We start from the raw sequence: 26,618 nt of genomic DNA, 5'->3' as shown, positions 1-26,618 counted from the left end.
CCCCTATGCCTCGACCCAGAACAGCTCCTCGACCGACCGTTCGAGAGCCGCCGCCAGCTTCAGCGCCAGCAGGGTAGAGGGAATGAAGATGCCATTCTCCACCGTGTTGATGGTCTTGCGCGACACGGCGCAGCGCTCGGCGAGCTGGCTTTGGGTAAGGCCAAGCTCGGTCCGCCGCTCCTTGAGGCCGTTGGCCAGCCGCTCAGGCATCGCGGAGAGCACGGCGTTCCTGGACGGCGAAGCTCAGAATGGCTGACCCGATCCCGACGGTCATGATGATGTGGATGGCGTCCCGGGCCGAGAATTCTCGCAACATCGCCAGGAAGTAGAGCAGGACGCAGGTCAGCATCGCGTTCAGGAAGCCAAGCTGCATGGCGCGCATCCGATGCCCCCTGGTCACTTCGTCGTTCATCAGGGCGCGGATCGCCTGACCCTTGAACCACTCACCGCCCGTGCAAAGTGCAAGGAGGAGCACGACGGACAACACCAACCATGCGGCGATCTTGAAGTGGTCGACCGGTCGGTCGGCGCCGTGATCGGAAAAGAAGATCGCCTGTTGCGAGATGAAGATAACTGCCACTGCCGTGAACACACGCGCCCTCCGCTTACTGAGATAGTCCGCTCTCTCGACCGGGGTCATGTCGAGCCCCCGCTCGCGCCACTTCTGAACCAGGACGATGGCCGCGGCCGCGATCAATCCCGCAAACAAGCCGATCAGATATCCGTTCATCGTAGCCCCTCATGTAACCTGTAGGTGACAAGTAACCTATGAGTTACATCGCCGTCAAGCACCGGTTCGCCGCGCCCGGTTTGCCCTGCGCCGACGAGCCCGTTACCGCTTCTCCATGACGTCAGTATCGCTCGACACGCCCTATCGCGGCGGGTTCGTGGGCGCGGAGCATCGCTTCGCGCTTTCCGTCTATTTCGAGGACACGGACACCGCCGGCATTGTCTACTACGCCAATTATCTGAAGTTCATGGAGCGGGCCCGCTCCGACATGCTTCGGGCCGCCGGAATCGATCAGCGCGGCGCGATCGAGGCGGGCATTGGCGTCTACGCCGTAGCCGAGGCGAACATCCGCTATCTTCGTCCGGCAAAGCTTGGCGACGACCTGGTGGTGGTCAGCTCGATCCTTCAGGTGCGGGCGGCGAGCGTGCTGATACAGCAGCGAGTCATGCGGGGCACCGAACAGCTGACGGACGCGCGGGTGACCGCGGCCTTCCTGACGCCGGACGGCCGCCCGACCCGCCAGCCGCGAGAGTGGGTGAAGGTGTTCGAACAGGTGCAACGGGGAGAGGCGCTTTGACTGGCGGGGAGACTGCCGCCGGCCTGATGAGCCCATTGGCGCTATTCCTTCATGCCGACGTGGTCGTGAAGACGGTGATGATCGGCCTGCTTCTGGCGAGCGTCTGGACGTGGGCGATCATCCTCACCCATTCGACGCGCCTGCGCCGCATCAACCGTGCGACCGATAGTTTTGAAACCGAATTTGAGACTGCGCGCGACCTCGACGAGTTTCATTCGCGCCGGGGTGGCGAGGCGTTGCCGCATGCCCGGATCATGACGGCGGGCCTGACCGAGTGGCGCAAGTCGGTGCGGGCGAAGCAGCTCGACAAGGCCGGTGCGCGCGAGCGGCTGACGACGGTCATGAACTCGGAAGTGGCGAGCGAGCTCGACCGGCTGTCCGACCGCCTCAACATTTTGGCGACCATCGCCTCGGCCGCGCCGTTCGTCGGCCTGTTCGGAACGGTGTGGGGCATCATGCGCAGCTTCACCGCCATCGCCGGCGCCAACAACACCTCGCTGGCAGTGGTCGCGCCGGGCATTGCGGAAGCCTTGTTCGCCACGGCCATCGGCCTGTTCGCCGCCATTCCCGCCCTGATCGCCTACAACCGACTGACCCACGGGCTCGACCGCCTGGAGGCGCGGCTTGGCCATTTCGCCGACCGCTTCCACGCGACCTTGAGCCGCGAGCTCGAGCAAGAGGGTTGATGGCCGGTTCCCTCCAGCGACGCGGGCGCGGCAGCCGGCGGGCGCCGATGGCGGACATCAACGTCACTCCGTTGGTGGACGTGATGCTGGTGCTGCTGATCATCTTCATGGTCACCGCGCCGCTGCTGGTCGCCGGGGTGCCGGTGGACTTGCCGGAAAGCCGCGCCGCCGCGCTCGACCAGCAGGCGCAGCCGGTGCAGGTGTCGCTCGACGGGCAGGGCGCCATCTTCATCGATGATCAGGCGGTCACTGCCGCTGAACTGCCGCAACGGCTTGCAGCCATTGCGACGCAGCCCGCACCGCCCGAGGGCCGCCGCGTCTATCTGCGAGCCGACCGCAGCCTCAACTACGGTAAGGTCATGGCCGTGATGGGTGAGCTCAACCGCGCCGGCCTCAACCGCGTCGCCCTCGTCAGCGTGGGCGGCGACGGAGCACGGTGAACCTGATGGCCATGGCGCCCGATCGCGGTGAGTTGGGCGGCACGGCTGCCGCGGTCGTGCTGCACGTGCTGCTGATCGCGGCGCTGACCACCAGCCTCGCGCGCGTTCCGCCCGAGCCCGAACCCAAGCCCATGGAGGTCGAGTTCGTCGACTCGCCCGAGGTGGCGCTCACCGCAGCGGCGCCCGAGCAGACCGCCGCTCCCGCTCCCGCTCCCACTGCACCGGCTCCAGCCCCCGAGCTGGCGGAGCCGACCCCGCTGCCGCCTTTGCCACAGCCCACAGTGACGCCGCAGCCACAAGCGCCCACACCCGCACCCCAGCCGCGCCCCGCACCCGCGGTGCGTCCGAGCCCGCGCCCCGTGCCAGCGCCGACACCGCTGCGCCCCGCGCCCGCGCGGCGCCCCACCGCGCGCCCCCTCGACGGGCTCAAGCTGCCCTCTGCGCCGCCGCGCTCGCAGCTTGGCGACGACTTCCTGAAGGCCATCGGCGACTCCCCCGCCCGAAAGCCCGCGCAGTCCGCCGCCAGCTACTCGCCCGAGGCGAAGGCCAGCATCGCCTCCACCATCGCCGCGCAGGCCCAGCGCTGCGCCAATCGCCAGCCGTTTCTGGGCGAGGGTGCGGACCAGCTTCGATTGCAGGTGCGGTTAAGCTTCGCGAAATCGGGCACTCTGCTACGTCCGCCGGTGATCATGTCGGTGGAAGGGCCGGGCGATCTGCAGGCCAAATATGGCGACCGGCTGGAAGACCAGGTCCGCGCCATCTTTGCCGAATGCGCGCCCTTCCGCTTGCCGGCCGAGCTGTACGAGACGGGCAATGGCGGCTGGAAGGAGACGGTGTTGCGCTACAGGGTGAGGAAATGATGAGAACATTGCCACTGATGGCGCTGGCCTTGCTCGCCGGCCCGGCCTTCGCCCAAGACAGTGACCCGCCCGAGGTGGTCGGCGGCAGCGTTCGCGCCGCGCAGACCGTGGCGGTGCCGGTCCTGCCGACGCAAAATGCCGACCCGGCGCTCGGCAACCAGATCGCGGGCGTGATTGCTTCCGACCTCCGCTCGACCGGTGCCTTCGCCCCGATCGGTCCGCAAGGCCTTCCCCCCGTCAGCTTCGCCCAAGGCACCAATCCCGACTTCCCGACCTGGCGCTCGGCCGGGGCGGCGCAGCTGGTCACCGGCTATGTCGAGGGCGGTGCGGGCGGCTCACTGACACTGGCCTGCACCCTGTTCGACGTCACCTCCGGCCGCGAACTGGTGCGCCAGGGCTATGCGGTAGCTGCGGGCAACTGGCGCCGCGCCGCGCACAAGTGCGCCGACGCGGTCTATGCCCGGCTGACGGGCGAGCAGCCATTCCTGGATACGCGGGTGGTGTTCGTCGCCGAGACCGGACCCAAGACCAGGCGGCTGAAGCGCATCGCCATCATGGACAGCGACGGGTCTAACCTGCGCTATCTCACCGAGGGTGAGGCCACCGTGGTCACCCCGCGCTTCTCGCCCGATGGCAGCCGCCTTGCATATCTGTCCTATCAGGGCCGGCGCGGGCGGGTGTGGGTGATGGACCTCAACAGCGGGGCCAAGCGGCTGCTCGTACCCGGTCTCGTGCAGACCAGCGCGCCGCGCTTCTCGCCCGACGGTCAGCGCATCGCCTTCGCCATGAGCGCGAACGGCAATACCGACATCTACATCGCCAATGCGGACGGTAGCGGCGCCCCGGTCCGGCTGACCACCGCGCCCGGCATCGACACCGCGCCCAGTTTCTCGCCCGACGGCAGCCGGATCGTGTTCGAAAGCGATCGCAGCGGCGCGCAGCAGCTTTACGTGATGAACGCCGACGGCGCCAACCAGCGGCGCATCAGTCGTGGCGGGCCCTCGGCCTCGCCGGCGTGGAGCCCGCGCGGCGACCGCATCGCCTTTGTCCGGGTCGGTGCCTTCCGGATCGGCGTCATGAATGCCGACGGCTCCGGCGAACGGCTGCTGACCGACGGCTGGCAGGACGAAAGCCCGAGCTGGGCGCCCAACGGGCAATTCGTGATGTTCAACCGCTTCACTCAGGGCGGCACCACCAGCCTCTACGCCGTGCCGCTTGCCGGCGGCGCCGCGCGGCGTCTGCCCACCCCGCAGGACGGCTCCGATCCGTCCTGGTCACCCCTTCAGCGCTGAGGAGAACAGATATGCGCACCATGATCATCGCCGCGTCGCTTGCGGCCGTCGCGCTCGCAGGTTGCGCGAAGAAGCAGCCGATCGCGACCACGCCGCCCCCTGCGGAACAGGGTGCTGGCACCGGAAGCGGCGCCAACAATGACGAGGTCGGGCTGGTCGAGCTTCCCGCCAGCCAGCAGGCGCTGGTCGCCGCCGCGGGGACCGACACCATCTACTTCAACACCGACCAGTCGGACATCGACGACCAGGACCGGACGGTGCTGACGGCGCAGGCCAAGTGGCTGTTGGCCAACCCGAACGTCCGCGCCAGTATCGAAGGCCATGCCGACGAGCGCGGCACGCGCGAGTATAACCAGGCGCTGGGTGAGCGGCGGGCCAATGCCGCCAAGAACTTCCTGCTGACGCAAGGCGTGCCCGAAGCGCGCCTGCTGGTGATCAGCTGGGGCAAGGAACGCCCGGTGGCCAGTGGCTCGAACGAAGCGGCCTGGGCGCAGAACCGTCGGGCGGTGACGGTGGTGGTTCGCTAATCCTCGACCCTCCCTGCCGCGCGGCGGCGGGGAGGTGCTTGTCAGTTACGCCGCGTAACGCTGTCCCGCGCCGCGGCCGGCGATCGCCAGCCATGCGCGCGCCTGCCGTTGTGCTTCGGCGATCTCGCGCGCAGTCATTTCCACGCTGATTTCCGCGCGGCACTGCTGGCCACGGGTGCAGCCGTTCAGGGCCGCGAGGTTGAACCACTTGTGCGCTTCGATGAGATCGACGTCCGTGCCCCCACGGCCCGTCGAATAAGTCACCCCAAGCTCGAACAAGGCTTCGACGTCGCCGGCTTCCGCGTCGGCCATCCGGCTGCGCAGCAGAAACTCGGCACTCTTGAGACTGATCGCCATGAACTTCCCTCCTGTTGAGGGTGAAGTTCGGTTGATTCGGCTATCAAATGGTTAACGAGCCAATCACCCTCCCGAGTGTGACCCTGCGGCCACAGCCAGATTATCGATCAGCCGGGTCGTCCCGAGGGTCGCCGCAGCGAGCAGGCGCATGTTCCGGCAAGGGATTTCGAGCGGCTCCAGGCTGTCGCCATCGACCAGCGCGACATAGTCGATCCTGGTGAAGCCGTTGTCGATCAAGGCGGCCTTCGCTTCGGCCAGCGCGGTGGCGACCGGCTGGCCGGCACCAATCTGCTCGGCGGCCTGCTCCAAGGCTCGCGGCAAGGCCAGCGCCTGCCGCCGCTGCTCCGGCGAGAGGTAGGCGTTGCGGGAGGAGAGGGCGAGGCCATCCGCATCCCGCACCGTCGGCACGCCGACAATCTCCACCGGCAGGCCAAGGTCGCCAGCCATGCGCCGGATGACGGCGAGCTGCTGGAAGTCCTTTTCCCCGAACAGCGCCACGTCCGGAGCGCAGGCGATCAGCAGCTTGGCGACCACCGTCGCGACGCCGGCGAAATGGCCCGGTCGCGCTTCGCCGTCCCAGCGCTCGCTCACCCCGGCGACAGTGACGGTAGTGGCAAAGCCCGGCGGGTAGAGCTGGTCGGGCGTCGGCAGCCAGACGAGGTCACAGCCCTCGCGCTCCAGTAGCTGAAGGTCCTGCTCCTCCTGGCGGGGGTAGCGCGACAGATCCTCGTTCGGTCCGAACTGCAGCGGATTGACGAAGATGGTGGCCGCGACCTGGGTTGCCCGCGCCCTTCCTTCACGCACCAGCGTCAGATGTCCCTCGTGCAGCGCGCCCATGGTGGGCACGAGCGCCAGCGTGCCCTCTAGGCCACGCCGGGCTGTCCGAAGCTCCGCGATGGAACGGATGATTTGCACCGCGGATTCCCCTGCCGTAACCGTTAACGTAGGAAGGCGCTTGGCCTTGCGCCGGGGGAAGAATCAAGAGCGATGACCAATCCGCACACCATCGTGTTCGCCAATGAGAAGGGTGGCACCGGCAAGTCGACCACTGCGGTGCATACCGCCGTCGCGCTTGCGGCTTCCGGCCATCGGGTCGGCGTCCTCGACCTCGATCACCGCCAGCGCACCACCACCCGCTACCTTGAGAACCGGGGGGCGACAATGCGCCGGCTGGAGACCGAGCTGCCGCAGCCGGCGTTCGAAGTGCTCGAGGACCAGAGCATCGAGGCGCTCGAGGCCGCGGTGGCGCGGTTGGCCGACCGGGCCGACGTCCTGGTGATCGACACGCCGGGGCGCGACGACGCGGTGGCGCGGGCAGCCATCCTCAAGGCCGATACGCTGGTCACGCCGATGAACGACAGCTTCGTCGACCTGGACCTGATCGGCCAGGTGCACCCCGACAATTTTAAGATCACCAAGCCGAGCTTCTATGCCGAGCTGATCTGGAACAGCCGCACGCAGCGCGCGAAGACCACGGGCAAGAGCGTCGACTGGGTCGTGCTGCGCAACCGCCTCCAGCATATCCAGAGCCACAACCTTCAGCGCGTGGGCGCGGCATTGGACGAGCTGGCGCGGCGGGTCGGTTTCCGCGTCATCCCGGGACTGGGTGAGCGGGTCATCTTCCGCGAACTGTTTCCAAAGGGACTGACGCTGCTGGACCTGAAGCAACTGGGCGAGGTCGGGATCGGCCACATCGCCGCCAGGCAGGAATTGCGCGAGATGGTGGCGGCGCTTGGCGTTCCTGGCGTGGAAGCGCGCGAGGCGGCCTGAGGCCACCCTTTCGGCTGCCCGGTTGAACAAATCGCCGCCTTCCGCGTAGGGCCGCGCAATGGCTCATTCATTCCACCCCACCATCCTCCGCGAATATGACATCCGCGGGGTCGTCGGCTCCACGCTCTCGGCGCATGACGCCTACGCGCTCGGCCGCAGCTTCGCCGCGCTGGCCCGCTCCGAAAACGTGTCCAGCATCGCGGTCGGTCGCGACGGGCGCACTCACTCGCAGGAGATGCAGGATGCGCTGGTTCGCGGCCTGACCGAAGGTGGGCTGGACGTGGTGCGGATCGGCATGGGCCCGTCCCCGATGCTCTACTGGGCGACCTACAATCTGCCCGTCGGCGGCGGCATCCAGATCACCGGAAGCCACAATCCGGCCGATTACAACGGCTTCAAGATGCTGCTGAACGGCCGCTCGGTGTTCGGCGGCGAGATAAAGGCGCTGGGCGAGCGCAGTGCGGCAGGGGACTGGTCGGAAGGGCAGGGCCAGGTCAGCGACGAGGACGTGATCGATCGCTATGTCGCTCGACTCACCGAGGATTTCGAGGGCGGCGCGTACAAGATCGGCTGGGACGCCGGCAACGGCGCCGCCGGTCCCGCGCTCGAAAAGCTCGTCAAGGCGCTTCCCGGCGAGCATCACACCATCTTTACCGACGTGGACGGGCTTTTTCCCAACCACCATCCCGACCCCACGGTCGAAAAGAACCTCGACCATCTGAAGGCGCTGGTGCGTGAGAAGGGGCTCGACTTCGGCATCGCTTACGATGGCGACGGCGACCGGATCGGTGCCGTTGACGGGCAGGGACGGGTGATCTGGGGCGACCAGCTGGTGTCGATCCTGGCGGAGCCGGTGCTCGCCGCCGAGCCGGGCGCCACCATCATCGCCGATGTGAAGGCCAGCCAGTCGCTGTTCGACCGCATCGCCGAGCTCGGCGGCCAGCCGCTGATGTGGAAGACCGGCCACAGCCTGATCAAGTCGAAGATGAAGGAAACCCACGCCCCGCTGGCCGGGGAGATGAGCGGCCACATCTTCTTCAAGCACCGCTGGTATGGCTTCGACGACGCGCTCTATGCCTCGGTCCGGCTGATCGAGGCAGTGGCGAAGTCGGGCAGGAGCCTGACCGAGCTGCGCGACGCTATGCCGGACACGGTCACGACGCCGGAACTTCGCTTCCCGGTCGATGAAAGCCGCAAGTTCGCGGTGATCGACGAAGTGCTCGCCCGGCTGGAGCAGAGCGGGGCGGAGGTGAACCGCACCGACGGCGCGCGAGTGAAGAACGCCGACGGCTGGTGGCTGCTGCGTGCGTCCAACACCCAGGACGTGCTGGTCGCCCGCGCCGAGGCGCGTGACCAGGCCGGGCTGGACCGGCTGGTCAGCGAGATCGACGCCCAGCTCGCCGCCAGCGGCGTCGAGCGCACCGAAGGCGATCACTAGGTCTAAAGGCTAGGTCCGCATCCGGCGAACGGGCCGGCCCGTAACTCCCACAGGCAGCAGGCAAGGCTGCCTCAACTAGGGAGTTACCTCGCATGAAGCTCGTTCGCCTCACTGCCCTCACGCTCGCCGCCGTGGCGCTGCCGCTCGGCGCCGCGTCGGCCAAGAACCCCATGGTCGGCGGCGCCGCCATGTATCCCAGCAAGACGATCGTCGAGAACGCGGTCAACTCGAAGGACCACACCACCCTGGTCGCCGCGGTCAAGGCCGCGGGCCTCGTCGATACGCTGAACGGCAAGGGTCCGTTCACGGTCTTCGCACCGACCAACGCGGCTTTCGACCGCCTTCCCGCCGGCACGGTCGAGACTCTGGTCAAGCCCGAAAACAAGGGCACGCTGACCAAGATCCTGACCTATCACGTGGTCCCAGGCCGCGTGACCTCCGCCCAGCTCGCCGCCAAGATCCGCGCCGGACATGGCAAGGCTTCGCTGACCACCGTCGAGGGCGGCAAGCTGACCGCCCGGATGAGCGGCCGCAACATCGTGCTTGTCGACGCCAAGGGCGGTTCCTCGAAGGTCACCATCGCGGACGTGATGCAGTCCAACGGCGTGATTCACGTCGTCGACCATGTCCTGATGCCGTAACCCGAACAGGCGCGCGGGTTTTGGCCCTCCTGTACCTGCGCGCCGCCCGGTGGGAGCACCCTTCATGCCCGACCTAGCCGTCGCCCCGGGTGCTTCCACCGGGTTTCTCTTTCCCTCCACGCCGCGCTCGGCCATGAAGCGATCCATGGACCAGCCTGTTTCCGAGCCCTCCGCGGCCCGCCAAGAACTGGTCCGCCTGCTGACGCAGGTCGCGAGCGGCGATCGCGAAGCGCTCCGTTCTGTCTATGAGCGCACCTCGGCCAAGCTGTTCGGCATCTGCCTGCGCGTTACCGGCAGCGAGGATGACGCCGCCGACGTGCTTCAGGACGTCTACCTCACTGTCTGGCGCAACGCGGCGCGGTTCGATGCTGGCCGGGCCAGCCCGATCACCTGGCTTGCGCTGATCGCCCGCAGCCGCGCCATCGATCTCCTCCGCCGCCGCAAGTCGGTCGCCGAACCGATTGAGGCCGCGCTCGACATCCCCGATGAGAATCCCGACGCGCTGCAACTCGCCAGCGCCGGTGAGGATCGCGACCGGCTTCAGCACTGTCTCGGCACGCTCGACGAGCGCGGCGCCACCCTGATCCGCGCCGCCTTCCTGGACGGAATGAGTTATCCGCAACTGGCGTCACGGGAGGGAGTGCCCCTGCCGACGATGAAGAGCTGGATCCGTCGCTCGCTGCAGCGGCTCAAGGGATGTCTTGAAGCATGAGCCCCGACGAACCCACCGGCGACTGGCAGGCGGCCGAGCTGGCGCTGGGCCTGCTCGAAGGCGCCGACCTCATCGCCGCCCGCCGCCGGGCCGCGGCGGACCCTGTCTTCGCCGCGGAGGTGGCACGCTGGGGTGAGCGGCTGGCCCCCTTGCTGGACGAGATTGCCGACGTGATTCCGCCGGCCGACCGGTGGGGCCGCATCGCCGCCGCACTTGGCGGGCGGCAGGCAGGCTCGGCGGTCAATGATAACGACATGACCCTTGAGCGGCGGCTGGCATTCTGGCGCCGCTGGTCCGTCGGTGCGACATCGCTGGCCGCCGCGCTTGGCCTGTTCCTCCTCGTCGAGCCCCGCTCCGTGCCGGCTCCGACGCCCGCTCAGCCCGTCGCCGAGGCTCCAATGGTCGCCGCGATGGCGGCCAAGGACAGTGAGGCGCGCCTCGTCGCCACCTGGGAACCGACCGCCCGTAGCCTGACCGTGGCGGCGGCCGGAGACATGCCCAACGACGGCGCCCACGCACACGAACTCTGGTTCATCGTGGCCGGAGCCAAGCCGAAGTCGCTCGGCATCATGCCGCTCAACGGCCGGATGCACGCGCAGGTGGCCGCCGAGATCGCGGCTGCGCTGCACCAGGGAACCGTGCTCGCCGTGTCGGTCGAACCGGCAGGCGGATCGCCGACCGGACAGCCGACCGGGCCCGTCATTGCCTCGGGGCCGCTGCTTCCTACCTAAGCTGCATCCGGACGACGCCGATCAGCGTATCTGGAAGCGTCCCAAGGAGTTGCCATGAACTCGTCGATTGATCGTCGTGCCCTGCTCGGTGCCGCTGGCCTGGGCGTCGCTGGCTGGGCCGTGCTTCGGCCCGCACCGGCTATGGCCGGGCCGTTTCCGGTACAGAAGACGCCCGCGCAATGGCGCGCCCAGTTGGGGGCGGCGCGGTTCGAGATCCTGCGGCAAGCGGGGACGGAGAGCCCCGGCAGCAGCCCGCTCAATAACGAGCATCGCCGCGGCACCTTCGTCTGCGCCGGGTGCAACCAGCCGCTCTTCTCGTCGGCCACGAAGTTCGACAGCGGAACCGGCTGGCCAAGTTTCTTCCGGCCACTTCCGAACGCCGTGCTGACCCGCACCGACCGTTCGCTCGGCATGAGCCGGACTGAAGTCCTCTGCCGCCGCTGCGGCGGGCACCTCGGCCATGTGTTCGACGACGGGCCCAAGCCGACTGGCCTGCGCTACTGCATGAACGGTCTGGCCATGCAGTTCCGCGCCGGAGCCGCGGCATGAGCCACCGCGTGATCGGTCTGGCGCTCGCCGCCTTGCTGGCAAGCGCGCCCGCCAGCGCCGCTCCTGCGCAGCGTGCTACCGCCGTGCTCGCCGGTGGCTGCTTCTGGGGCCTCGAAGGCGTCTATGAACATGTGAAAGGCGTGATCGACGTCACGTCGGGCTACGCCGGCGGGAGCGCTGCCGACGCCAACTACCCGGCCGTCAGTAGCGAGCGTACGCGCCATGCGGAGGCGGTCAGGATCACCTATGATCCGACGAAGATCAGCTACGGCCAGCTGTTGCAGATTTTCGCCAGCGTTGCGCATGATCCGACCCAGCTCAATCGGCAGGGGCCCGACGAGGGGACCAGCTACCGCTCTGCTATCTTCCCACAGAATGCGGCTCAGGCGGCGGCGGCGCGGGCCTTCCTGTCAAGCTTGGCGAAGTCCGGCACCTACAAGCAGCCTATTGTGACCAGGATCGAGAACGGCGGCTTCTATCCGGCCGAAGCCTATCATCAGAACTTCATGCGCAAGAATCCCTATTATCCGTACATCGTGATCAATGACCGGCCAAAGGTGGCCGAACTGAAGCGACGGTTCCCCCAACTCTATCACGACTGACTTGCTCCGCGTGGCCGACGCGCGGCATGACGCGGGGATGAACGGAACGATGCGGGTCGGAGTTGTGGGGCTTGGCGCCATCGGCGGCTGGCTCGCTGCGAGGCTGGCGCTGGCGGGTCACGACGTGACCGGCTTCGTCCGGCCCGAGCGCCTGTCGGCGGGCGGCATCAAGCTGACGGCGGACGGAAGGACCAGTGTTGCTCCGGTTCGCCTGAGTGCCGATCCTGCTGCCCGCGGAGCTCAGGACCTGCTGGTCCTCGCCACCAAGGCGACCACGCTAGCCGAGGCCGCAGAGTGGGCGACCCCGTTGATCGGATCGGACACGCTGGTTCTTCCACTCCAGAATGGCGTGCCATATTGGTTCGAGAAGGATGCTCCGCTGGAGTCCGTGGACCCCGGCGGGCGGATTGCAGCAGTGCTCCCGGCGGCGCAGGTGATTGCTGGCGTGGTGCACGCCGCCGCGCGGCGCCCCAGCCCCGACGAGATCGTGCTTGTTCACGCCGACAAGCTGGCGCTTGGCGAAGCCGACGGTGGTTCCAGCGACCGGGTCGATCGGCTGGTGAGCACCCTGGCCCGTGCGGGCGTTCCGGCGGTCGCTGACCCCGATGTGCGCCGCGCCCTCTGGTACAAATTATGGGGCAACTGCACCCTCAATCCGCTCTCCGCCCTGACCCGCGCCAGCTGCGATCGCCTGCTGGCGGATCCTGAGCTGCGCGCCTTCATCGCGGAAGGAATGAACGATGCGGCGGCGGTCGGCGCTGCGATCGGCTGTCCCATCGCGGAAAGCAGTGACGCGCGGATGGCGGTGACGGCCCGGCTGGGCCCGTTCAAGACCAGCATGCTGCAAGACCTCGAAGCTGGGCGGCCGCTCGAACTGGATGCGCTGCTCGGTGCGCCGAGAGAGCTTGGTCGGCGGTACGGCGTGCCGACGCCAGCGCTTGACCGGCTGGATGCGCTCGCACGAACGCTTGCGAAAAGCCTGGGCCTTATGCCGAGCTGTTTCCGGTAAAAACAACTGTCCTACAGCGAACCAAAAAGGTTAACACTCCTACGACTCGAATGAGCGCAGGAGAAAATGACGATGGACCATGGCGAACAGTTGATCGCCGAACTGGTGGACGGCCTTATCGAGCGGGAGGGCGGCTTCGTCGACCATCCCGCTGATCGCGGCGGACCGACCAACTTCGGGATCACCGAAGCGGTCGCGCGGGCGCATGGCTATGGCGGGCCGATGTCGCTGCTGCCGCGCGGTGAGGCGGTGACCATTTACCGCCGTCTTTACTGGTCGCGGCCCCGCTTCGACCAGGTCGCCACCCGCTCCTCGCGCATCGCCTCCGAGCTGTTCGACACCGGCGCCAACATGGGGCCGGGCGTCGCCACCACTTTCCTGCAGCGTGCGCTGACCGCGCTCAATCGCAACGGCAAGGACTATCCCGACCTCATGCCCGATGGCCGCATCGGCCCGGTGACGCTCGGCGCCCTCGACCGCTTTCTCAGCCTTCGCGGGCGAGAGCGCGGCGAGACCGTGCTGATGCGCGCGCTCGAGGCGCTGCAGGGCGAGCGCTACCTCCGGCTCGCAGAGAAGCGGCCGGCGAACGAAGCCTTCCTTTACGGCTGGCTCGCCAACCGCCTCGGCAACGTCTGACGCCAAGGCAACCTGCGGGTCCTGACCGCCAACCATGGAAACATGGAAACTTCGGAACCGCCGAACACCCCCCGACCATGGAAACATGGAAACTTCGCTCAGTCGCAAGGAATCCTCATGCCTATTCTCGAAGCCATTGTCGGCCCGATCGCCAAGCTGATCGACAAGATCATTCCCGACCCCCAGGCGCGGGAGCAGGCGAAATTGAACCTGCTGAAACTGGAGGGCGACCAGGAAGCCAACACGATTGCCCAGCAGATGCAGGCGATCATCGCCGAGGCCCAGTCGCCTGATCCCTGGACCAGCCGTGCCCGCCCAAGCTTTCTCTACGTCATGTACACGCTAGTGCTGTGGGCGATCCCCATGGGCCTGATCAGCGCGGCCAATCCGGCCACGGCGAACGCGATCGCTACCGGCATGACCAGCTACCTGCGCGGGATCCCGAACGAACTCTACACGCTCTTCGGCACCGGCTACCTCGGCTACACCGCGGCCCGTACCTGGGGGAAGGTGAAGGGCGCGGAGAAGTAATCCCTGACGCATTGCGATCCCGGCGGCGCCGGGGTCGCAATGACATCGACGACGTCCATCACGACCCGTGCGTCTTCCCACATCGCCCAACAAGCGGCCGCCTGCCCCTTGTTCCGCCGCTCCACCCTTGGTAGGGCGCCCGCCGGCTACCAGGCCATGCCGCTTTAGCTCAGTTGGTAGAGCACCTCATTCGTAATGAGGGGGTCACAGGTTCGAGTCCTGTAAGCGGCACCACTCCCGGTCAAAGATGGGCACCGGCTCGCGAGCGGGATCGTCTACTTTGACCAGAGTCCGTTCGAGCGCTGCCTTGCTTCCGGTGATGACGATCTCCTCAGGTGTGACGGTCACCTGGTCAACGAACAGGCGGACGTAGGCGGACCGGAATTGACGATCGCCGTCTCGGAGGGCCGTTCTCATCCGTTCGCCAAAGGTCTTGATCATTTCCTTGGTAATGCGCACCTTCGCCTTGGCGAGCTGAGCTTCCAGCGCCTTCACGTCGGCCTCGAGCACGCTCTTGCGAGCCCGGTTGTGAGCCATGCGCTCTGCGAACTCGGGCTCATCAAGGCGGGAGACGTCACGCTCGACCAATATCATGAGGTTTGTGATCGCTCTGGACACGCTGGTCAGTTCAGAGCGCGCCAGCCCCAAATCCTTGCGTCGCCGCTTGTCAGCATCAGCAGAGCGATCCAGCAGATGGGAAAGAAGCACGGGGAGCCTTGAAGGAGCGAAGAGCCGTTCCTGCAGGGCGCCGATCACGGCACCTTCAAGTTCATCCCGCTGGGTGGAAGGGAGGTTGCACGCGGTAGCGCCCTCGTTCACGCGGGCGCTGCAGCAGTAGTAGTGATAGGCGCCGCTCTTGCCGGTGCGCACCGTCAACCCGGCGCCGCATCCCGGCTGACCACACTTGGCGATGGTGGCAGGAAGCAAGGTGGTGCCGTTCGTCACCCGTGGCGGCGTGACCCTAGGCGACCGCTTCGCGCGAAGGGCAGCGACCTCAAGGAACTCTTCTTCGCTGATGATCGCCGGGCACGGCACCGTGATCCACTGGTCCTCGGGCAACGGCTCCTTGAACTCGTTCTTCTTCCCGTCGAGGTAGTAGCCAACATAATGGGTGCGACTGAGGATGCCGGCCACGTTCGAGTTTTTGAATCGGGCGCCACGCAGCGTGTAGCCCCGCGAGTTGAGCCACTGAGCAATGCCCCTGGCGCCCAAGGGACCCTTCCCGTCGCCGTAGCGGGCGAGACGAAATATTTGGCGGACGACCTCCGCCTCGGCCTCCTGGACGGCAAGCTTCTTCTTCTCCTTGTCCTTCCGCCGCTCGACCGTGATCGACAGGTAGCCGAAGGGGATCGGCCCGCCATTCCAGAAGCCCTGCGCCGCATTCTCGTTCATGGTCCGGATCGTGTTGACCGACGACTGGTCCGACACGTGCTGGTTGAAGGCGCCGACCATCGATCGCATCAGGTTCCCGTTCGGACCCTTGCCGAACGTCTCTGTCACGGAGGCGAGCCCGACGCCGACTGCCTGAAGCTGGTCGAAGGAGTTCGTTTGCAGCGACAGTTTACGCGCGAACCGGCTGAGAGCGAAAACGACGATCACGTCGAATGGACGCAGGGCGCTCTGCGCGAGGCTCATCATCTTGCGGAAGACCGGCCGGCCCTCGTCCTTGCCGGACATGCCGGGCTCCTGCAGCACCTCGACCAGCTCCCAGCCCCGAGCCGCGCAGAACTCCTCGACCTTCGAGATCTGACTGGGAAGGCTGATTCCGTGCTGGGCCTGATCATCGGTGCTGACCCGCACGTAGCCGCATGCTCGAAGCTTCACCGCTTCTTTCCTCCGACCAGAACATCGTGCTTCGGCTGAGAACGATCGCTAATAGCCACAAGGGTCAAGCCAGCACCTAGGAGCATGGCTTCCATCCGTTCGAGCGCGGGGCCAGCCTGGGTGACGTGCGACCACCAAGGAACGACCAGGAGGTCGTACGGGCGCTCGGGCCGGCAAGCGGCGGTGACCAGCTCCACCAACCGGCCATAGTGCCGCTGCCCGTCGTACGCGGTCTCGACGATCGTGATCACATGGGCAAAGCCCCGTTGCCGGCAGTAGGCTCGGATCCGGGCGATCTGTTCGGGCACGATGGACCGGGCGTACTGCAGCTCCAGCGGCGGATGCACGTAGCCGGCGACCTTGAGGGGAGCCTTCATTTAAGCCTCCTGGCCCTGGAGGTTGGCGGCGCCGTTGTGGACCGCGATCAGCAGGACGCCGGCGGCGCTCAGCCGGTCCGCGTAGCTCTCGAACTCGCCAACGCGGCGGGCGACGCGGGAAGCCGAAGCGACCACGATGGCATCGAACGGGCGCCCTGCGGAGCAGGCGCGATTGAGCAGCTCATCGAAGTCACGCTGGCCGTCGCCCGCTCCGATGGCGTTCTTCGCGCCCTCGATGGCGGAGGACACGATCGTCATCTTGTTCGTCGCGCAGAAGGCTCGGATACTAGCCAGCTGCCGCAGTTCTTCGGTGAGGCGATGCGGCGCGTCGGTGCTGGAGCGGGCGTAAGCGGCAACGCGAAGTCCTTGGTACTTCATTTTCAATCCTTTCTTCCGTGTGCGTTGTCGTTCCCGCTGCCGGCAGACCCAAGAAGGTCCGAGACAACGTCGCCCAGCCATGCTAGGAGCAGGTCGACTTCTTCGGTTGAGACCGGAAGCTCGCTCGGCAGGTCGCAGCGGATGCGCCTGGAACCAGCGTTTCGGCCTCCTGCTTTCTGGACATCGATGGGCGAATGGAACGACATGCCCGGTCCATGTCATGCTCGCGCTCGGTCCTTTGCGACCGGGTTGCTTGCTACTTTTCGGGGCCGGAGCGGACGCTGCTTCGGCTAGCGTCCGCGCCGGTCTTTCAGTCGGCCTTTTTGCTGCGCCACGCAGCCTCGGCGGCGGCTGCCCGAAAGCCACGGAGCACGAAGGCAGCCAAGAGGTCGCTATCGCGCGCAGCCAGAACGTCGAACAGTGTGGGCGGGGATGGCTGCTGCGCCAGCCAGGCGTCCAGCTTGGCGAAGATCGCGTCATCAGCCTTGTTGCGCTGGGTGAGCAGGTAATGGCTGTTAAGCGTCTCGATGATCTCCCCGTCGGCTATCGCCTTGATCGGGCTGACGACGAGCGAGGTGGTGATGTAGCCGCCTTCCCGGAAGCGCCCCTTGCGGTCGCCGGACACCTTGCCGGCGAGAAAGCGGCGGCCGTCTGCCAGCTCGCAGACGATCCAGTTGCTGAGTGTGGCGTCGTAAGATCCTGACTTCATCATTTTTCCTCCAGGCATCATTGCCGAGGAGCTTTTCCCTCCAGTCTCACCTCGCGCCGCGAGAGCGGCGGCACCGACCCGATGCCGCCGCTGCCGGCTAGAAGTCGAAGTCGTCGAGCCCACGCGCCGGGTAGCTCTGGCGAGGCGGTCGCGGGACCGTCGTGAACGCGGCGAGGCTCGGATGTTCGGTGGCGTTCTCGGCCGCCCAAGCGGCGAAGGAACGCCACTCGGCGCGGGCGAAGCCCGGCTCCTGCACCTTGGTCCAGAAGAGACTGGCGAGCCAGCAGCCCACCACATCGGTCTCGCAGTATTCTTCGAGGGCCAGCCAGTCTTCACGAGCAGCCAGTTCGGCAACGCTGGCGGACGCATCCTGCTTCACGGGGATGGCAAAGGGCGCGCAGAGATGGGCGAGGCTCACCGGCGCCGCGTCCCGCTTCAGCTGATCGAACAGGTCGACATGCCTCCCGACCCGCGACCGGTTCTGCAGGTCGATGAGGCGGGGCACATGGACCTCATGAACCATGGCCCGGGCGAGCAGGACAGGCAGGTCGAACCGGTAGCCGTTGAAGGTGACCACCACATTGGCGTCATCGACCGCCGCCGCGAGGGCCATGACAATGCCGCGCTCGGACATGGCTCCGCGCGAGAAGCTCTCGAGCGCATAGTATTGCTCATCATGCGCGCTGCGGGTCACAGAAAAGGCGCTGGCGCAGACGATCCGGTGGACCGGCCACGGAGCGAACTCGTCTCCGGGAACGAAGCCGCAGTGCCCAGCGGCCTCCTCGTCCAACACGGTCTCGACATCGATGCTAACGGTCTTCTTCACTTGATATTCCTTATTGGAGGTGCGCGCGCCGGCTCTGCCCGCCGGAGCCCGGCGAGGAGAGCCACGGCGCGTGGAGGTGGTTCAGGCGTTGCGGCCGGGCCAGGCAGCCCATTCAGCGGCGAGGATGGCCTTGGGCGGGCCCTTCAGCAAAGGCGTGAACCCGAGAAAGTTGCTGTCATGGAGCTCGCGGGCAAAAATGAGCATGTGGACATGCGGCTTGCCTTCGGCATAGCCGCTGAGCCCGGGCTGGTGCTGGACCAACGTGACCGCCAACCGCCGCTCCACGCAGAGCTTGGCCCAGGCGAACGAGCGAGCCGCCTCGAACTGGGCGTGGAAGGTGGACCCTGGCTTGAAGCGCACCGTGAACAGGATCATCAGGTCGCGCATCTCTGGTAGACGCTGTGTTTCGTATCGCCTTGCGATAGCGCTGAGTTCCCGCAGCATCTCGGTGGCGCCCGGTGGAATCAGCGTTTCATACCGGTGACAGCTTGATCGCCCGTCGTGGAGCATGATCCGGCGCCCGATCACCTCATCGGTGCGGTTGACCTTGCCGTTGAACTCACCCTCGATGATGCCGCCAGCGACGTCGACCGGGACCTTTGTCCGGTCAGCCTTGTAGTCGGCCATGGCTCAGGCCTCCCTGCTGCGGCGCATGGTGGGTGCGAGCAAATCATGGGTCGCTGGCGCGACCTTGGGATCGTTGTGGAGAAACAAGGGCGTATCCTCTTAGGATGGATCGCTGCTCAACCCGAACTTCTTTTTCATCCGCTCGGGCGGAGCAAACCCTTGCCCCTTCTTCATTGATCCTTGCCTTCCCTTCGCCGCCGGATGTCTGCACCTGGCCGAAAGCAGACCGTCCATTTCTGGTGATGAGCTCGGCCAACCAGCCGTTCGTTCAGCTCAGGTGCGAGACTCGACACGCGGCGGCTTTTGAGAGTTGCCGTCTGAGGGAGCGGCTGTGGATCCGAGCCCTCGAGTGCCCGACCGCCTAGATCCCGAGAAGTGCCTGATCCGGCTAAATTGTCGAATATCGGCGCAGGAGCTCGTCCTTGATCAGTCAGCGTCCTGGCCGCCCTGCGGTGATCCGTAACCCACCACCTCGTCAGCCATCGCGAGAGCAATAACGAGGCCTTTGGAAGGGTCGTCAACTCTAGCGTTGAAGAAACGTCAACACCTGTATTGACAAGCGATGGCGGCTGGTGTGTTCTGAAGACGGAAGTGGGCAGGAGGAGTGCTCACTGGAGGATCAATGATGGCTCTTCTGAGGGCATCTGCGAGTGGGTTCGCGATGGCGGTCGCGTTTGCCGCGTCGCCATTATCTGCGCAGGTCGCACCCGGCGGGGGAGCGAACGGGGCGCTCCCGAAAGTCGAAACTGAAAATTCGGTCGGCGCCGACATCGTTGTCACCGCACGCAAGCGCAACGAGACACTGATCGACGTTCCCGTGGCGGTTTCCGTCGTCACCCCCACCGAGCTCAACCGCAATCTTGCTACCGACCTCAGCAAGATCGGAGAGACAACGCCGACGGTCATTGTCGGTGCCTACAAGTCCAATGGTGGCGGCTCGATCGCCATTCGCGGGATCAGTTCTCCCGCGAACCAGGCTGGGTTCGAGCAGGCTGTGTCGGTGGCGATCGATGGCGTCCAGACCAGCGATGGCCGAATCGCCCAGCTCGGCTTCTTCGACATTGGCCAGGTCGAAATCCTAAAGGGGCCGCAGGCGTTGTTCTTCGGGAAAAACAGCCCTGCCGGCGTGATTTCTTTGAAAACCGCCGACCCTGCTTCCCGGCTCACCGTAGAGGCCCGCGCGTCGTATGAGTTCGTCGGGGACGAGCTCACGACCGATGCCGCCATCTCCGGTCCGATCGCGCCCAATCTCGGCGCGCGTCTGGCCATTCGCTATCGACATCTTGATGGATGGCTGCGCAACACCGCGCGGCCGATCGCCAATCCGTTTAACACTGCGGCAGGGGCTCCTGTCGGCGCGTCGCAGCTGCCGGGTGCCTCGGACCCGCGGCCCGGCGATCAGGACCTGCTCGCGCGCTTCACCTTGAAGGGTGAGCTTGCGCCAAACTTCACCGTTCGGGTCAAGCTGTTCGGCGCGCGCAGCAAGGACAGCGGCCCGGGCGTCGCCACCCAGAACATCGGGCCCTGCTCGGGACCTTTCCCGCGCATGTATGGGATTGCCGATCCCAACGCCGATTGCGTCGCGGACAACCGCACTACCATCGGCGACCTGCCCGACGCCATAGCGCGAACCATGCTCGGCGGCCAGAACGGCGGCGCGCCCTACGGTCGGCTTCACGCCTATACGGCGGCGCTCGATCTCGACTGGGACATGGGCGCGGGCAGCCTCAACTCGCTGACCGGCTACAACTTCATCCGGTACAAGTTCCTCTCGGGTCTCGACCAGACGAGCTATTCGCAGCTCGCCTTCTTCAACGACCAGAACAACGAGGCATTCTCGCAGGAGCTGCGCTACACGTCCAAGTTCGACGGGCCCTTCAACCTAGTCCTCGGCGCCTACTATCAGAAGACGACGCTCGAGGATCATAACGACACCAAGCTGCGCGACAGCAACTACAACGCCGCGAGCGGGCGGTTCGTCACCTACGAGGACCTCGGCCACCAACATGGCAACACCATGTCGGTCTTCGGCCAGGCCTTGTTCGACATTGCGCCAACGCTGCAGTTGGCGGGCGGCGCCCGCTGGACCCACGAGAGGAAACGCTTCGACAAGCGCAATCTCTACGGGGTTGGCACTTTCAACACGTTGGCAACAGTCTATCCGGGCAGCGATCAGGTCGGGGTTCTGAAAGGACGCTTCAGCGACAGCAACGTGTCGCCGGAAGTCACCCTGACGTGGCACCCGGAAGCAAACCGTACCATCTATGCGGCCTACAAGACGGGCTTCAAATCCGGTGGGTTCGGGGTGACCAACCCGCTCCAGACCAGCACCCGGATCGGCGATGTCGACTTTGATTCCGAGACTGCATCCGGCTTCGAATTTGGGGCCAAAGGCTTGTTCCTGCGCAACCACCTGCGCGTCGGGATCACGGCCTTTGCGTATAAGTTCAAGAATCTGCAGGTGAACACCTACGACGCGAGCCGGGTGGCCTACACCATCAACAATGCCGGCGCCGTCCGCCAGCGCGGCATCGAGGCCGAGGCCAATTACAGGGTCGACAATGCCCTTACCCTGCATGGCGCGGTGGCCTATGTGCACAACCGATTCCGCGACTTCGTCGGCCAGTGCTACGGCTTCACCATCCCGGCGGGGACTGTGCAGTCGGCCGTGACGCTGCCGCCCAATTGCAGCTTCCGCTTTCCCGGCACCGCCAACCTCACGCTACAGCAAGACTTCAATGGCCGGGCGCCCGCGCGTTCACCCGACTGGGCCGGCAATGCGGGCTTCGAATACGAAGTGCCTGTTGGCAGCTATAAGTTGGGCCTGACTGGCGACGGATTCTATTCGGATGGATATTACGCCGCCGAGACAATGGCGCCGTCGACCTACCAGCGGGCGTTCTGGCGGTTTAACGCAAGCGTCCGTGTCGCTACCCGCGACGACCGCTACTCGCTCGCCCTGGTCGGGCGAAACCTCACCAACAAATATTACCTGCTCTATGGAGCCGACCGCACCGGCGGCACCAGCGTGCCGCTCACCATCGGCGAGCAGCGCGGGGTGATCGCGCGTGGTCGCGAGATAGCACTGCAGGCATCCGCGAAGTTCTGAACAACGCATTCCGCTGAGAGGAGAAGCGACCCATGATCGGCAAGTATTTCGTGCTCGACGCCGTGACGCACGCCTACAACCATCTGCCATCCAACTGGGTCGATCCGGTGCTCGGCCACGCCATGGTCGAGCTGGCGTACCATCTGGCGGCCGATCCGCCCAACCCGCGCTATGCCATGACCCGCGAGCAATATCTGATCGACTGGCAGATCGATGATGTCGCGAACTTCCTTTTCAAGGAGAGCGACACCGACGTTGCGGTGATGCATCCGCTGGCGATCGCCTCGTTCAAGGACGGCTACTCGTCGGTCGAGAAGGCGGCGGAAGCCCTCGAGAAATATCCGACGCGCTTTATCGGCGCCTACGCCTGTGTCGATCCGCTGAAGGGCGAGCAGGCAGTGCAGTCGATCGCCGAACAGGTCGACATGCTCAAACCCCTGGGCCTCAAGCTTTACCCGACCAGCTACGATGGCACCGGCCCGGTCAGCTGGAGGATGGACGATCCCAAGCTGATCTACCCGCTTTACGAGGCGGCGCAGAAACACGGGCTTAAGCATGTCGCCGTCCACAAGGCCGTTCCGATCGGGCCGTTTGCCGTGGGCAATGCCTACAACCCCAGCGACATCGAGAATGCGGCCACCGACTTCCCCGATTTAAACTTCGAAATCGTCCATGGCGGCCTGGCCTTCATGGAAGAGACTGCTTGGCTGCTGGCCCGGTTCGGGAACATCGCCGTCAATATGGAAATCCAAAACGTCATCATCGAACGGCGCCCGCGCGCGTTCGCCGAGATCCTGCTTGGTCTTTGTCGCATCGGCGGCAGCGACATGCTGCAAAGGATGTTCTGGGGTTCGGGTGGAACGCTGTGCCATCCTCAGCCGGCGCTCGAAGCCTTGTGTGACTTCGAATTTCCCGAAGACCTTCTGGAAAGCGGCGGTCTTTTCAAGCCGCTACGGCAGATCACCGAGGACGACAAACGCGGCCTTTTCGCGGAAAACTTCGCCCGGCTTCATGGCCTCGACCTCGATCGCTATCGCAAGGGCGTCGCCGACGATCAGTTCGCCCGCGCGCCGGGGCAGCCTCCGGCCGATCCGCTCACGACCCTGTCGTTCATCGACCCGAACCAGGCCCAGGCGGAGGGGAGCACCATCTATGCCTGAGCATGACGCGCTCAAGCAGCGTATCCTGTCCTGCCTCGACGAGATCAAGGATCCCTGCAGCCTCGCTGCGGGGACGCCCTTCGGGCTCAACGAAATGGGCATCGTCGACGAAGTGCTGATCGCCGACGACGGCGCCGTCACGGTCAAGCTCCGCCTGACCTCGCCCTTCTGTCACATGATCGGCTTCTTCGAGAAGGAGGCCCGCGAGCGGATCGGCGCGCTGCCGACCGTCACCTCGGTTACCCTTAAAGCCGACAATGGGCTCGATTGGTCGCCAAGTCGGATCAGTGAAGCGGCGCGCGCCCGACGTGCCCAGCATCTCCAGCGGATGGTGGAGACTGCCTGAACGAACGCGCGCGACCAAGAAAGGGGATGAAGATGACGGCCAAGATCAGAACCGCATTGTGGGTCACCACCTGCCTGTCGAGCACGGCGCTGCATGCCCAGCAGACCACACCTCCACCGCCCAACGCCGACGGGCCGGCGGTAGTGACCACCAACCAGCCCGCGCCCAAGGCGGACACTGACAATGCCGCTGAAGTCATCATCGTTACCGCGCAGCGGCGTTCGGAAACCCTGGAACGAGCGGCCGTCGCCGTGTCGGTGGTCAGCGCGCAGACCTTGGCCGAAAAGGCCATCACGACCGAGACCGACCTGCAGATCGCCGTTCCCGGCCTGACCGTGAAATCAGGGCAAAACGAGAATCAGCTAAACTTCTCCCTTCGCGGCCAGTCGGTCGACCCCTTTTCGAGTTCTCGACCCAGCGTCCTGCCCTACTTCAACGAAATCCAGGTCGGCGGAGTTGGGGGTACGGCCCTCTACGACCTCTCGTCGGTACAGGTACTCAAGGGCCCGCAGGGAACGCTGTTCGGCCGCAATTCGACCGGCGGCGCCGTGCTCTACACCAGCGCGAAGCCGACCAAGGATTTCGGCGGCTACGTCACGGGCCGGATTGGCAATTACAATGCCCGCCAGCTCGAGGGGGCGGTCAACATTCCGCTTGCGACCGATGTCGCCCTGTTGCGCGTTGCCGGCTTCATTCAGCGGCGCAGGGGCTACCAGCTCAATCTGTTTAACGGGCAGAGGCTGGGCGAGATCAAGCGTGAAAACGCGCGCGTCAGCCTGACCCTCAAGCCTACCAGCGGCTTCAGCAATGAGACCGTGGTCGACTACGGTCATTCCAGCGGGGCCAGCCTGTCGAGCGTCGTCTACAGCGTTAATCCGCTGGGTGCGCCGTCCTTCATTCCCTTCAACTTTCTCTTCTCGCCTGCCGTTGACAGCGCGTTCGGGGCCGGGAGCTGGGCGGCTTATCTTCAGGCCCACCCTCGCGCAGACCCGGCTGGATTGCTTTCCTTCTTCGGCACGCAGCAGGCGCGGGGCCCCTATATCGTCAACGTCGATTCCCCGAATTTCTACCGTCAGAAAAAGCTGATCGCCTCGAACATCACGACGGTCGACCTGGGTGCGGAGACCAAGTTCAAGAACGTCTTCGGCTATGTTCGAAGCCGGTTCAAAGGCGCCGGCGAATTCGACGGAACGCCGTACGGTATCGACGGCAACGGACCATCGGGACGCGGCGGACTGATCACCCAGGTCAGCGAGGAAGCGCAGATCCTAGGACGTCTGTTCGACAACCGGCTCGACTACGTGGCGGGCGTCTATCTGACCCGCGAAACGGACGACACCCGTTCCGAAAGCGTCATCTTCGACTTCGCACCCATCAGCCCGCCGGTCGTGCAGATCAACGACGGGAAGTTCACCAACAAGACTGCCGCCGTCTATGCGCAGGGCACCTACACGATCGTCGGCAACCTCAAGGCCACGGCTGGCGCACGCTACACCCGCGAAGCAACGAAGTTCGTTCGGGCCGTTGACGACACCTACGTCACCAATCCCCTTCCGGCCTACAATTTCAACCAGCACGACGTCTTCAAGAGGCTGAGCTGGACGCTCGGGCTCGAGGACCAAATCACTCCGAGCACGCTGGTCTACGCGAAGGCGCGGCGGAGTTTCCGCAGCGGCGGCTTCAACTATTTCGCGCCGCCAACCGTCGGGTTCGGCAACGCTACTGGTGGGGAATATCGTCCAGAGACCGCGACCGACGTCGAGCTTGGTCTCAAGTACCGGGGCCGCCTCGGCGCCGTGCCTGCCCGCTTCAGCCTGGCCGCCTACAACATGAAGGTGAAGGACATCCAGCGGGCCTTCTATGCGGCGATCTTCGGCAATCTCGCGTCGATCACGGTCAACGTGCCCGAAGCGAAGATCAAGGGAATCGAGGCCGAGGTATCGGCGGACCTCTCGCGCTGGCTGACCGTCGGCGGCAACATTAATTACACGGACGCCAAATTCACCAAGAATACGGTGGACGTCGTTGGTAATCCGCAGGCGCGCTTCGACACCTATCCCGACACGCCCAAATGGTCTGGCGCTGCCTTCGCCGCGGCCAGCATTCCAGTCACCGGTCGCCTCAACGGGACACTCCGCGGCGACGTCTACACTCAAAGCTCCACATACTTCAGCTCGACCGGCCTTAGCCTGACGCCCGGCACGAAACTGCCGTCCTACACGCTCATCAATTTGCGCGCCGGCATCGAGGACAAGGTCAGCGGCTGGTCAATCGCCGGGATCGTCAAGAACCTCACCAAGGAGGTCTATTACACCGGCGGCGTCGGGTTCGGGAACATCTTCTCGCTGAACACCGCCGTCCCCGGCGAACCCCGCACGTTCCTCGTCGAGGGTCGCTTCCGTTTCTAATTACAAGGATGATGACATGACCGGTCGGCTTGAAGGAAAGGTCGCGATCGTCACTGGGGCAGGCTCGGGCATGGGCGCCGCCATGGTCCGGCGCTTCTGCGCGGAAGGTGCCCGGACAATAGCCGTCGACGTGAGCGGCGCGCAGGACGACACCGCGCGAGATGCCGGTGCCAATTGCGTACCGGTTCATGCCGACGTGTCAGTGGCAGTAGAGGTCGAGTCATTCGTGCGTCTCGCCGTTGACCGCTTCGGCAAGCTCGACATCATCTGTAACAATGCCGGCATTCAGGGTCCGCTTGGCCTCACTGCCGACTATGCGGAAGAAGACTGGGACCGCGTGATCGCCGTCAACCTGAAGGGCGTCTTTCTCGGCATGAAGTATGCCATTCCCGAGATGCTGAAGATCGGCGGCGGTTCGATCGTCAACACATCGTCCATGGCCGCGCTGGTCGCCTTTCCGACCCTCCCCGCCTATAGTGCGTCGAAGGGTGGCGTGTCCTGCCTGACCCGACTTACGGCCGCGGAATATGCCAGCCAAAACGTGCGGGTGAATGCGATCCTGCCTGGGGCAATCGATACTGGGATGACCCGGGGAATGCCGAAGGAATATCTGCAAGGCGCCATCGACGCGACCCTGATGGGACGCATCGGCCGACCGGAGGAGATCGCCAATCTCGCCTTGTTCCTGGCCAGCGACGAGGCGAGTTTCATCACCGGGACCGAAACCCAGGTCGATGGCGGCTACACCCTCGTCTGAGCCAGGCAG

At 65.5% G+C, this 26,618-nt stretch carries 31 protein-coding genes and 1 tRNA gene; 22 read left to right on the top strand and 10 right to left on the bottom strand.

Annotation, left to right across the window (positions count from 1 at the left end; all coding sequences use genetic code 11):
* Positions 1–3 precede the first annotated feature (3 nt).
* Entirely contained in the window at positions 4–210 is a 207-nt protein-coding gene (locus tag M8312_RS09025; protein ID WP_250117378.1) for a helix-turn-helix transcriptional regulator, read from the bottom strand.
* Positions 203–730, bottom strand: a complete 528-nt coding sequence (locus M8312_RS09020; protein ID WP_250117377.1) for a hypothetical protein — start codon at positions 728–730, stop codon at positions 203–205. Before M8312_RS09020 ends, M8312_RS09025 begins: the two co-directional genes overlap by 8 nt.
* 115 nt (positions 731–845) lie before the next feature.
* Here M8312_RS09020 and M8312_RS09015 point away from each other — a divergent pair, with 115 nt between their 5' ends.
* The 6 genes from M8312_RS09015 to pal are packed head-to-tail and all read left to right on the top strand — an operon-like array spanning position 846 to position 5,112.
* Complete coding sequence (locus tag M8312_RS09015; RefSeq protein ID WP_250117376.1) at positions 846–1,307, top strand: YbgC/FadM family acyl-CoA thioesterase; 462 nt, start codon at positions 846–848, stop codon at positions 1,305–1,307.
* Positions 1,308–1,333: 26 nt separating this feature from the next.
* Positions 1,334–1,993 carry a protein TolQ gene (gene tolQ, locus M8312_RS09010; RefSeq protein WP_250119753.1) on the top strand — a complete coding sequence of 220 codons (660 nt, stop codon included), beginning with the start codon at positions 1,334–1,336 and terminating at the stop codon, positions 1,991–1,993.
* On the top strand, positions 1,993–2,433 hold the full coding sequence (gene tolR, locus M8312_RS09005; RefSeq protein WP_250117375.1) for a protein TolR: 441 nt from the start codon (positions 1,993–1,995) through the stop codon (positions 2,431–2,433). The genes tolQ and tolR overlap by 1 nt, the downstream gene beginning before the upstream one ends.
* Positions 2,434–2,438: 5 nt before the next feature.
* Positions 2,439–3,293 (top strand): cell envelope integrity protein TolA, encoded by an 855-nt coding sequence (gene tolA, locus M8312_RS14430; RefSeq protein ID WP_284070170.1) that lies wholly within the window; start codon positions 2,439–2,441, stop codon positions 3,291–3,293.
* Positions 3,290–4,585: a Tol-Pal system beta propeller repeat protein TolB gene (gene tolB, locus M8312_RS08995; protein ID WP_502957404.1), complete on the top strand. Its 1,296-nt coding sequence runs from the start codon at positions 3,290–3,292 to the stop codon at positions 4,583–4,585. Before tolA ends, tolB begins: the two co-directional genes overlap by 4 nt.
* An 11-nt stretch (positions 4,586–4,596) precedes the next feature.
* The gene (pal, locus tag M8312_RS08990; protein ID WP_250117374.1) at positions 4,597–5,112 is read left to right on the top strand and encodes a peptidoglycan-associated lipoprotein Pal; all 516 of its coding nucleotides are present in this window, start codon (positions 4,597–4,599) and stop codon (positions 5,110–5,112) included.
* 45 nt (positions 5,113–5,157) lie between these two features.
* On the opposite strand, the gene M8312_RS08985 is transcribed toward pal, so the two are convergent.
* Positions 5,158–5,469: an SEL1-like repeat protein gene (locus M8312_RS08985; RefSeq protein WP_250117373.1), complete on the bottom strand. Its 312-nt coding sequence runs from the start codon at positions 5,467–5,469 to the stop codon at positions 5,158–5,160.
* Positions 5,470–5,532: 63 nt separating this feature from the next.
* Positions 5,533–6,384, bottom strand: a complete 852-nt coding sequence (gene panC, locus M8312_RS08980; RefSeq protein ID WP_250117372.1) for a pantoate--beta-alanine ligase — start codon at positions 6,382–6,384, stop codon at positions 5,533–5,535.
* Positions 6,385–6,456: 72 nt separating this feature from the next.
* Here panC and M8312_RS08975 point away from each other — a divergent pair, with 72 nt between their 5' ends.
* The 11 genes from M8312_RS08975 to M8312_RS08925 all read left to right on the top strand — a co-directional run bounded on the left by M8312_RS08975 (position 6,457) and on the right by M8312_RS08925 (position 14,322).
* Positions 6,457–7,239 carry a division plane positioning ATPase MipZ gene (locus M8312_RS08975; RefSeq protein ID WP_250117371.1) on the top strand — a complete coding sequence of 261 codons (783 nt, stop codon included), beginning with the start codon at positions 6,457–6,459 and terminating at the stop codon, positions 7,237–7,239.
* A 58-nt stretch (positions 7,240–7,297) separates the two neighbouring features.
* A complete protein-coding gene (pgmG, locus tag M8312_RS08970; RefSeq protein ID WP_250117370.1) occupies positions 7,298–8,677 on the top strand; it encodes a phosphoglucomutase/phosphomannomutase PgmG in 1,380 nt (459 codons plus the stop codon).
* 92 nt (positions 8,678–8,769) lie between these two features.
* Positions 8,770–9,318 carry a fasciclin domain-containing protein gene (locus M8312_RS08965; RefSeq protein ID WP_250117369.1) on the top strand — a complete coding sequence of 183 codons (549 nt, stop codon included), beginning with the start codon at positions 8,770–8,772 and terminating at the stop codon, positions 9,316–9,318.
* A gap of 64 nt (positions 9,319–9,382) precedes the next feature.
* A complete protein-coding gene (locus M8312_RS08960) occupies positions 9,383–10,030 on the top strand; it encodes a sigma-70 family RNA polymerase sigma factor (protein ID WP_250117368.1) in 648 nt (215 codons plus the stop codon).
* Complete coding sequence (locus M8312_RS08955) at positions 10,027–10,761, top strand: anti-sigma factor (RefSeq protein ID WP_250117367.1); 735 nt, start codon at positions 10,027–10,029, stop codon at positions 10,759–10,761. Before M8312_RS08960 ends, M8312_RS08955 begins: the two co-directional genes overlap by 4 nt.
* 54 nt (positions 10,762–10,815) lie before the next feature.
* The gene (gene msrB, locus M8312_RS08950; protein WP_250117366.1) at positions 10,816–11,310 is read left to right on the top strand and encodes a peptide-methionine (R)-S-oxide reductase MsrB; all 495 of its coding nucleotides are present in this window, start codon (positions 10,816–10,818) and stop codon (positions 11,308–11,310) included.
* Complete coding sequence (msrA, locus tag M8312_RS08945) at positions 11,307–11,912, top strand: peptide-methionine (S)-S-oxide reductase MsrA (protein ID WP_250117365.1); 606 nt, start codon at positions 11,307–11,309, stop codon at positions 11,910–11,912. Before msrB ends, msrA begins: the two co-directional genes overlap by 4 nt.
* A 37-nt stretch (positions 11,913–11,949) precedes the next feature.
* A complete protein-coding gene (locus M8312_RS08940; RefSeq protein ID WP_250117364.1) occupies positions 11,950–12,921 on the top strand; it encodes a ketopantoate reductase family protein in 972 nt (323 codons plus the stop codon).
* A 66-nt stretch (positions 12,922–12,987) separates the two neighbouring features.
* On the top strand, positions 12,988–13,557 hold the full coding sequence (locus M8312_RS08935; protein WP_502957403.1) for a glycoside hydrolase family 108 protein: 570 nt from the start codon (positions 12,988–12,990) through the stop codon (positions 13,555–13,557).
* Positions 13,558–13,674: 117 nt separating this feature from the next.
* A complete protein-coding gene (locus tag M8312_RS08930) occupies positions 13,675–14,088 on the top strand; it encodes a holin family protein (RefSeq protein WP_250117363.1) in 414 nt (137 codons plus the stop codon).
* Between the two features lie 158 nt (positions 14,089–14,246).
* Positions 14,247–14,322 (top strand) — tRNA-Thr (locus M8312_RS08925).
* Here the strand turns inward: M8312_RS08925 and M8312_RS08920 are convergent.
* The 6 genes from M8312_RS08920 to M8312_RS08895 form a co-directional block, all read right to left on the bottom strand.
* Positions 14,293–15,912, bottom strand: coding sequence for a recombinase family protein (locus M8312_RS08920; RefSeq protein ID WP_250117362.1), 1,620 nt, complete (start codon positions 15,910–15,912; stop codon positions 14,293–14,295). The genes M8312_RS08925 and M8312_RS08920 overlap by 30 nt on opposite strands.
* Positions 15,909–16,289 (bottom strand): hypothetical protein, encoded by a 381-nt coding sequence (locus M8312_RS08915; RefSeq protein WP_250117361.1) that lies wholly within the window; start codon positions 16,287–16,289, stop codon positions 15,909–15,911. Before M8312_RS08915 ends, M8312_RS08920 begins: the two co-directional genes overlap by 4 nt.
* Positions 16,290–16,667, bottom strand: a complete 378-nt coding sequence (locus M8312_RS08910) for a recombinase family protein (protein WP_250117360.1) — start codon at positions 16,665–16,667, stop codon at positions 16,290–16,292.
* A gap of 310 nt (positions 16,668–16,977) precedes the next feature.
* Positions 16,978–17,379, bottom strand: coding sequence for a hypothetical protein (locus M8312_RS08905; RefSeq protein ID WP_250117359.1), 402 nt, complete (start codon positions 17,377–17,379; stop codon positions 16,978–16,980).
* A gap of 94 nt (positions 17,380–17,473) precedes the next feature.
* Positions 17,474–18,202, bottom strand: coding sequence for a ribonuclease H-like domain-containing protein (locus M8312_RS08900; protein WP_250117358.1), 729 nt, complete (start codon positions 18,200–18,202; stop codon positions 17,474–17,476).
* Between the two features lie 81 nt (positions 18,203–18,283).
* Positions 18,284–18,829 carry a hypothetical protein gene (locus M8312_RS08895; protein ID WP_250117357.1) on the bottom strand — a complete coding sequence of 182 codons (546 nt, stop codon included), beginning with the start codon at positions 18,827–18,829 and terminating at the stop codon, positions 18,284–18,286.
* 622 nt (positions 18,830–19,451) lie between these two features.
* Between M8312_RS08895 and M8312_RS08890 the strand changes: the two genes are divergently transcribed.
* Genes M8312_RS08890 through M8312_RS08870 form a run of 5 tightly spaced genes read left to right on the top strand, consistent with a single transcriptional unit; the run spans position 19,452 to position 26,609 of the window.
* On the top strand, positions 19,452–21,938 hold the full coding sequence (locus tag M8312_RS08890; protein ID WP_250117356.1) for a TonB-dependent receptor: 2,487 nt from the start codon (positions 19,452–19,454) through the stop codon (positions 21,936–21,938).
* 32 nt (positions 21,939–21,970) lie between these two features.
* The gene (locus M8312_RS08885; protein ID WP_250117355.1) at positions 21,971–23,098 is read left to right on the top strand and encodes an amidohydrolase family protein; all 1,128 of its coding nucleotides are present in this window, start codon (positions 21,971–21,973) and stop codon (positions 23,096–23,098) included.
* A complete protein-coding gene (locus M8312_RS08880; protein ID WP_250117354.1) occupies positions 23,091–23,444 on the top strand; it encodes a metal-sulfur cluster assembly factor in 354 nt (117 codons plus the stop codon). The genes M8312_RS08885 and M8312_RS08880 overlap by 8 nt, the downstream gene beginning before the upstream one ends.
* Before the next feature lie 32 nt (positions 23,445–23,476).
* A complete protein-coding gene (locus tag M8312_RS08875; RefSeq protein WP_250117353.1) occupies positions 23,477–25,852 on the top strand; it encodes a TonB-dependent receptor in 2,376 nt (791 codons plus the stop codon).
* Between the two features lie 16 nt (positions 25,853–25,868).
* Complete coding sequence (locus M8312_RS08870) at positions 25,869–26,609, top strand: SDR family NAD(P)-dependent oxidoreductase (protein WP_250117352.1); 741 nt, start codon at positions 25,869–25,871, stop codon at positions 26,607–26,609.
* Positions 26,610–26,618 lie beyond the last annotated feature (9 nt).

Source organism: Sphingomonas sp. KRR8 (genome assembly GCF_023559245.1).
Lineage (GTDB): Bacteria > Pseudomonadota > Alphaproteobacteria > Sphingomonadales > Sphingomonadaceae > Sphingomicrobium.
The sequence above is the reverse complement of the archived record's forward strand: the minus strand, read 5'-3'. Positions and strand labels throughout refer to the sequence as shown.

Excerpts from the sequence above, each read along its gene's own strand:
- M8312_RS09025 (WP_250117378.1), bottom strand. The coding sequence starts at position 210 with ATGCCTGAGCGGCTGGCCAACGGCCTCAAGGAGCGGCGGACCGAGCTT.
- M8312_RS09020 (WP_250117377.1), bottom strand. The coding sequence starts at position 730 with ATGAACGGATATCTGATCGGCTTGTTTGCGGGATTGATCGCGGCCGCG.
- M8312_RS09015 (WP_250117376.1), top strand. The coding sequence starts at position 846 with ATGACGTCAGTATCGCTCGACACGCCCTATCGCGGCGGGTTCGTGGGC.
- tolQ (WP_250119753.1), top strand. The coding sequence starts at position 1,334 with ATGAGCCCATTGGCGCTATTCCTTCATGCCGACGTGGTCGTGAAGACG.
- tolR (WP_250117375.1), top strand. The coding sequence starts at position 1,993 with ATGGCCGGTTCCCTCCAGCGACGCGGGCGCGGCAGCCGGCGGGCGCCG.
- tolA (WP_284070170.1), top strand. The coding sequence starts at position 2,439 with ATGGCCATGGCGCCCGATCGCGGTGAGTTGGGCGGCACGGCTGCCGCG.
- tolB (WP_502957404.1), top strand. The coding sequence starts at position 3,290 with ATGATGAGAACATTGCCACTGATGGCGCTGGCCTTGCTCGCCGGCCCG.
- pal (WP_250117374.1), top strand. The coding sequence starts at position 4,597 with ATGCGCACCATGATCATCGCCGCGTCGCTTGCGGCCGTCGCGCTCGCA.
- M8312_RS08985 (WP_250117373.1), bottom strand. The coding sequence starts at position 5,469 with ATGGCGATCAGTCTCAAGAGTGCCGAGTTTCTGCTGCGCAGCCGGATG.
- M8312_RS08975 (WP_250117371.1), top strand. The coding sequence starts at position 6,457 with ATGACCAATCCGCACACCATCGTGTTCGCCAATGAGAAGGGTGGCACC.
- pgmG (WP_250117370.1), top strand. The coding sequence starts at position 7,298 with ATGGCTCATTCATTCCACCCCACCATCCTCCGCGAATATGACATCCGC.
- M8312_RS08965 (WP_250117369.1), top strand. The coding sequence starts at position 8,770 with ATGAAGCTCGTTCGCCTCACTGCCCTCACGCTCGCCGCCGTGGCGCTG.
- M8312_RS08960 (WP_250117368.1), top strand. The coding sequence starts at position 9,383 with ATGCCCGACCTAGCCGTCGCCCCGGGTGCTTCCACCGGGTTTCTCTTT.
- M8312_RS08955 (WP_250117367.1), top strand. The coding sequence starts at position 10,027 with ATGAGCCCCGACGAACCCACCGGCGACTGGCAGGCGGCCGAGCTGGCG.
- msrB (WP_250117366.1), top strand. The coding sequence starts at position 10,816 with ATGAACTCGTCGATTGATCGTCGTGCCCTGCTCGGTGCCGCTGGCCTG.
- msrA (WP_250117365.1), top strand. The coding sequence starts at position 11,307 with ATGAGCCACCGCGTGATCGGTCTGGCGCTCGCCGCCTTGCTGGCAAGC.
- M8312_RS08940 (WP_250117364.1), top strand. The coding sequence starts at position 11,950 with ATGAACGGAACGATGCGGGTCGGAGTTGTGGGGCTTGGCGCCATCGGC.
- M8312_RS08935 (WP_502957403.1), top strand. The coding sequence starts at position 12,988 with ATGACGATGGACCATGGCGAACAGTTGATCGCCGAACTGGTGGACGGC.
- M8312_RS08930 (WP_250117363.1), top strand. The coding sequence starts at position 13,675 with ATGCCTATTCTCGAAGCCATTGTCGGCCCGATCGCCAAGCTGATCGAC.
- M8312_RS08915 (WP_250117361.1), bottom strand. The coding sequence starts at position 16,289 with ATGAAGGCTCCCCTCAAGGTCGCCGGCTACGTGCATCCGCCGCTGGAG.
- M8312_RS08910 (WP_250117360.1), bottom strand. The coding sequence starts at position 16,667 with ATGAAGTACCAAGGACTTCGCGTTGCCGCTTACGCCCGCTCCAGCACC.
- M8312_RS08905 (WP_250117359.1), bottom strand. The coding sequence starts at position 17,379 with ATGATGAAGTCAGGATCTTACGACGCCACACTCAGCAACTGGATCGTC.
- M8312_RS08895 (WP_250117357.1), bottom strand. The coding sequence starts at position 18,829 with ATGGCCGACTACAAGGCTGACCGGACAAAGGTCCCGGTCGACGTCGCT.
- M8312_RS08890 (WP_250117356.1), top strand. The coding sequence starts at position 19,452 with ATGATGGCTCTTCTGAGGGCATCTGCGAGTGGGTTCGCGATGGCGGTC.
- M8312_RS08885 (WP_250117355.1), top strand. The coding sequence starts at position 21,971 with ATGATCGGCAAGTATTTCGTGCTCGACGCCGTGACGCACGCCTACAAC.
- M8312_RS08880 (WP_250117354.1), top strand. The coding sequence starts at position 23,091 with ATGCCTGAGCATGACGCGCTCAAGCAGCGTATCCTGTCCTGCCTCGAC.
- M8312_RS08875 (WP_250117353.1), top strand. The coding sequence starts at position 23,477 with ATGACGGCCAAGATCAGAACCGCATTGTGGGTCACCACCTGCCTGTCG.
- M8312_RS08870 (WP_250117352.1), top strand. The coding sequence starts at position 25,869 with ATGACCGGTCGGCTTGAAGGAAAGGTCGCGATCGTCACTGGGGCAGGC.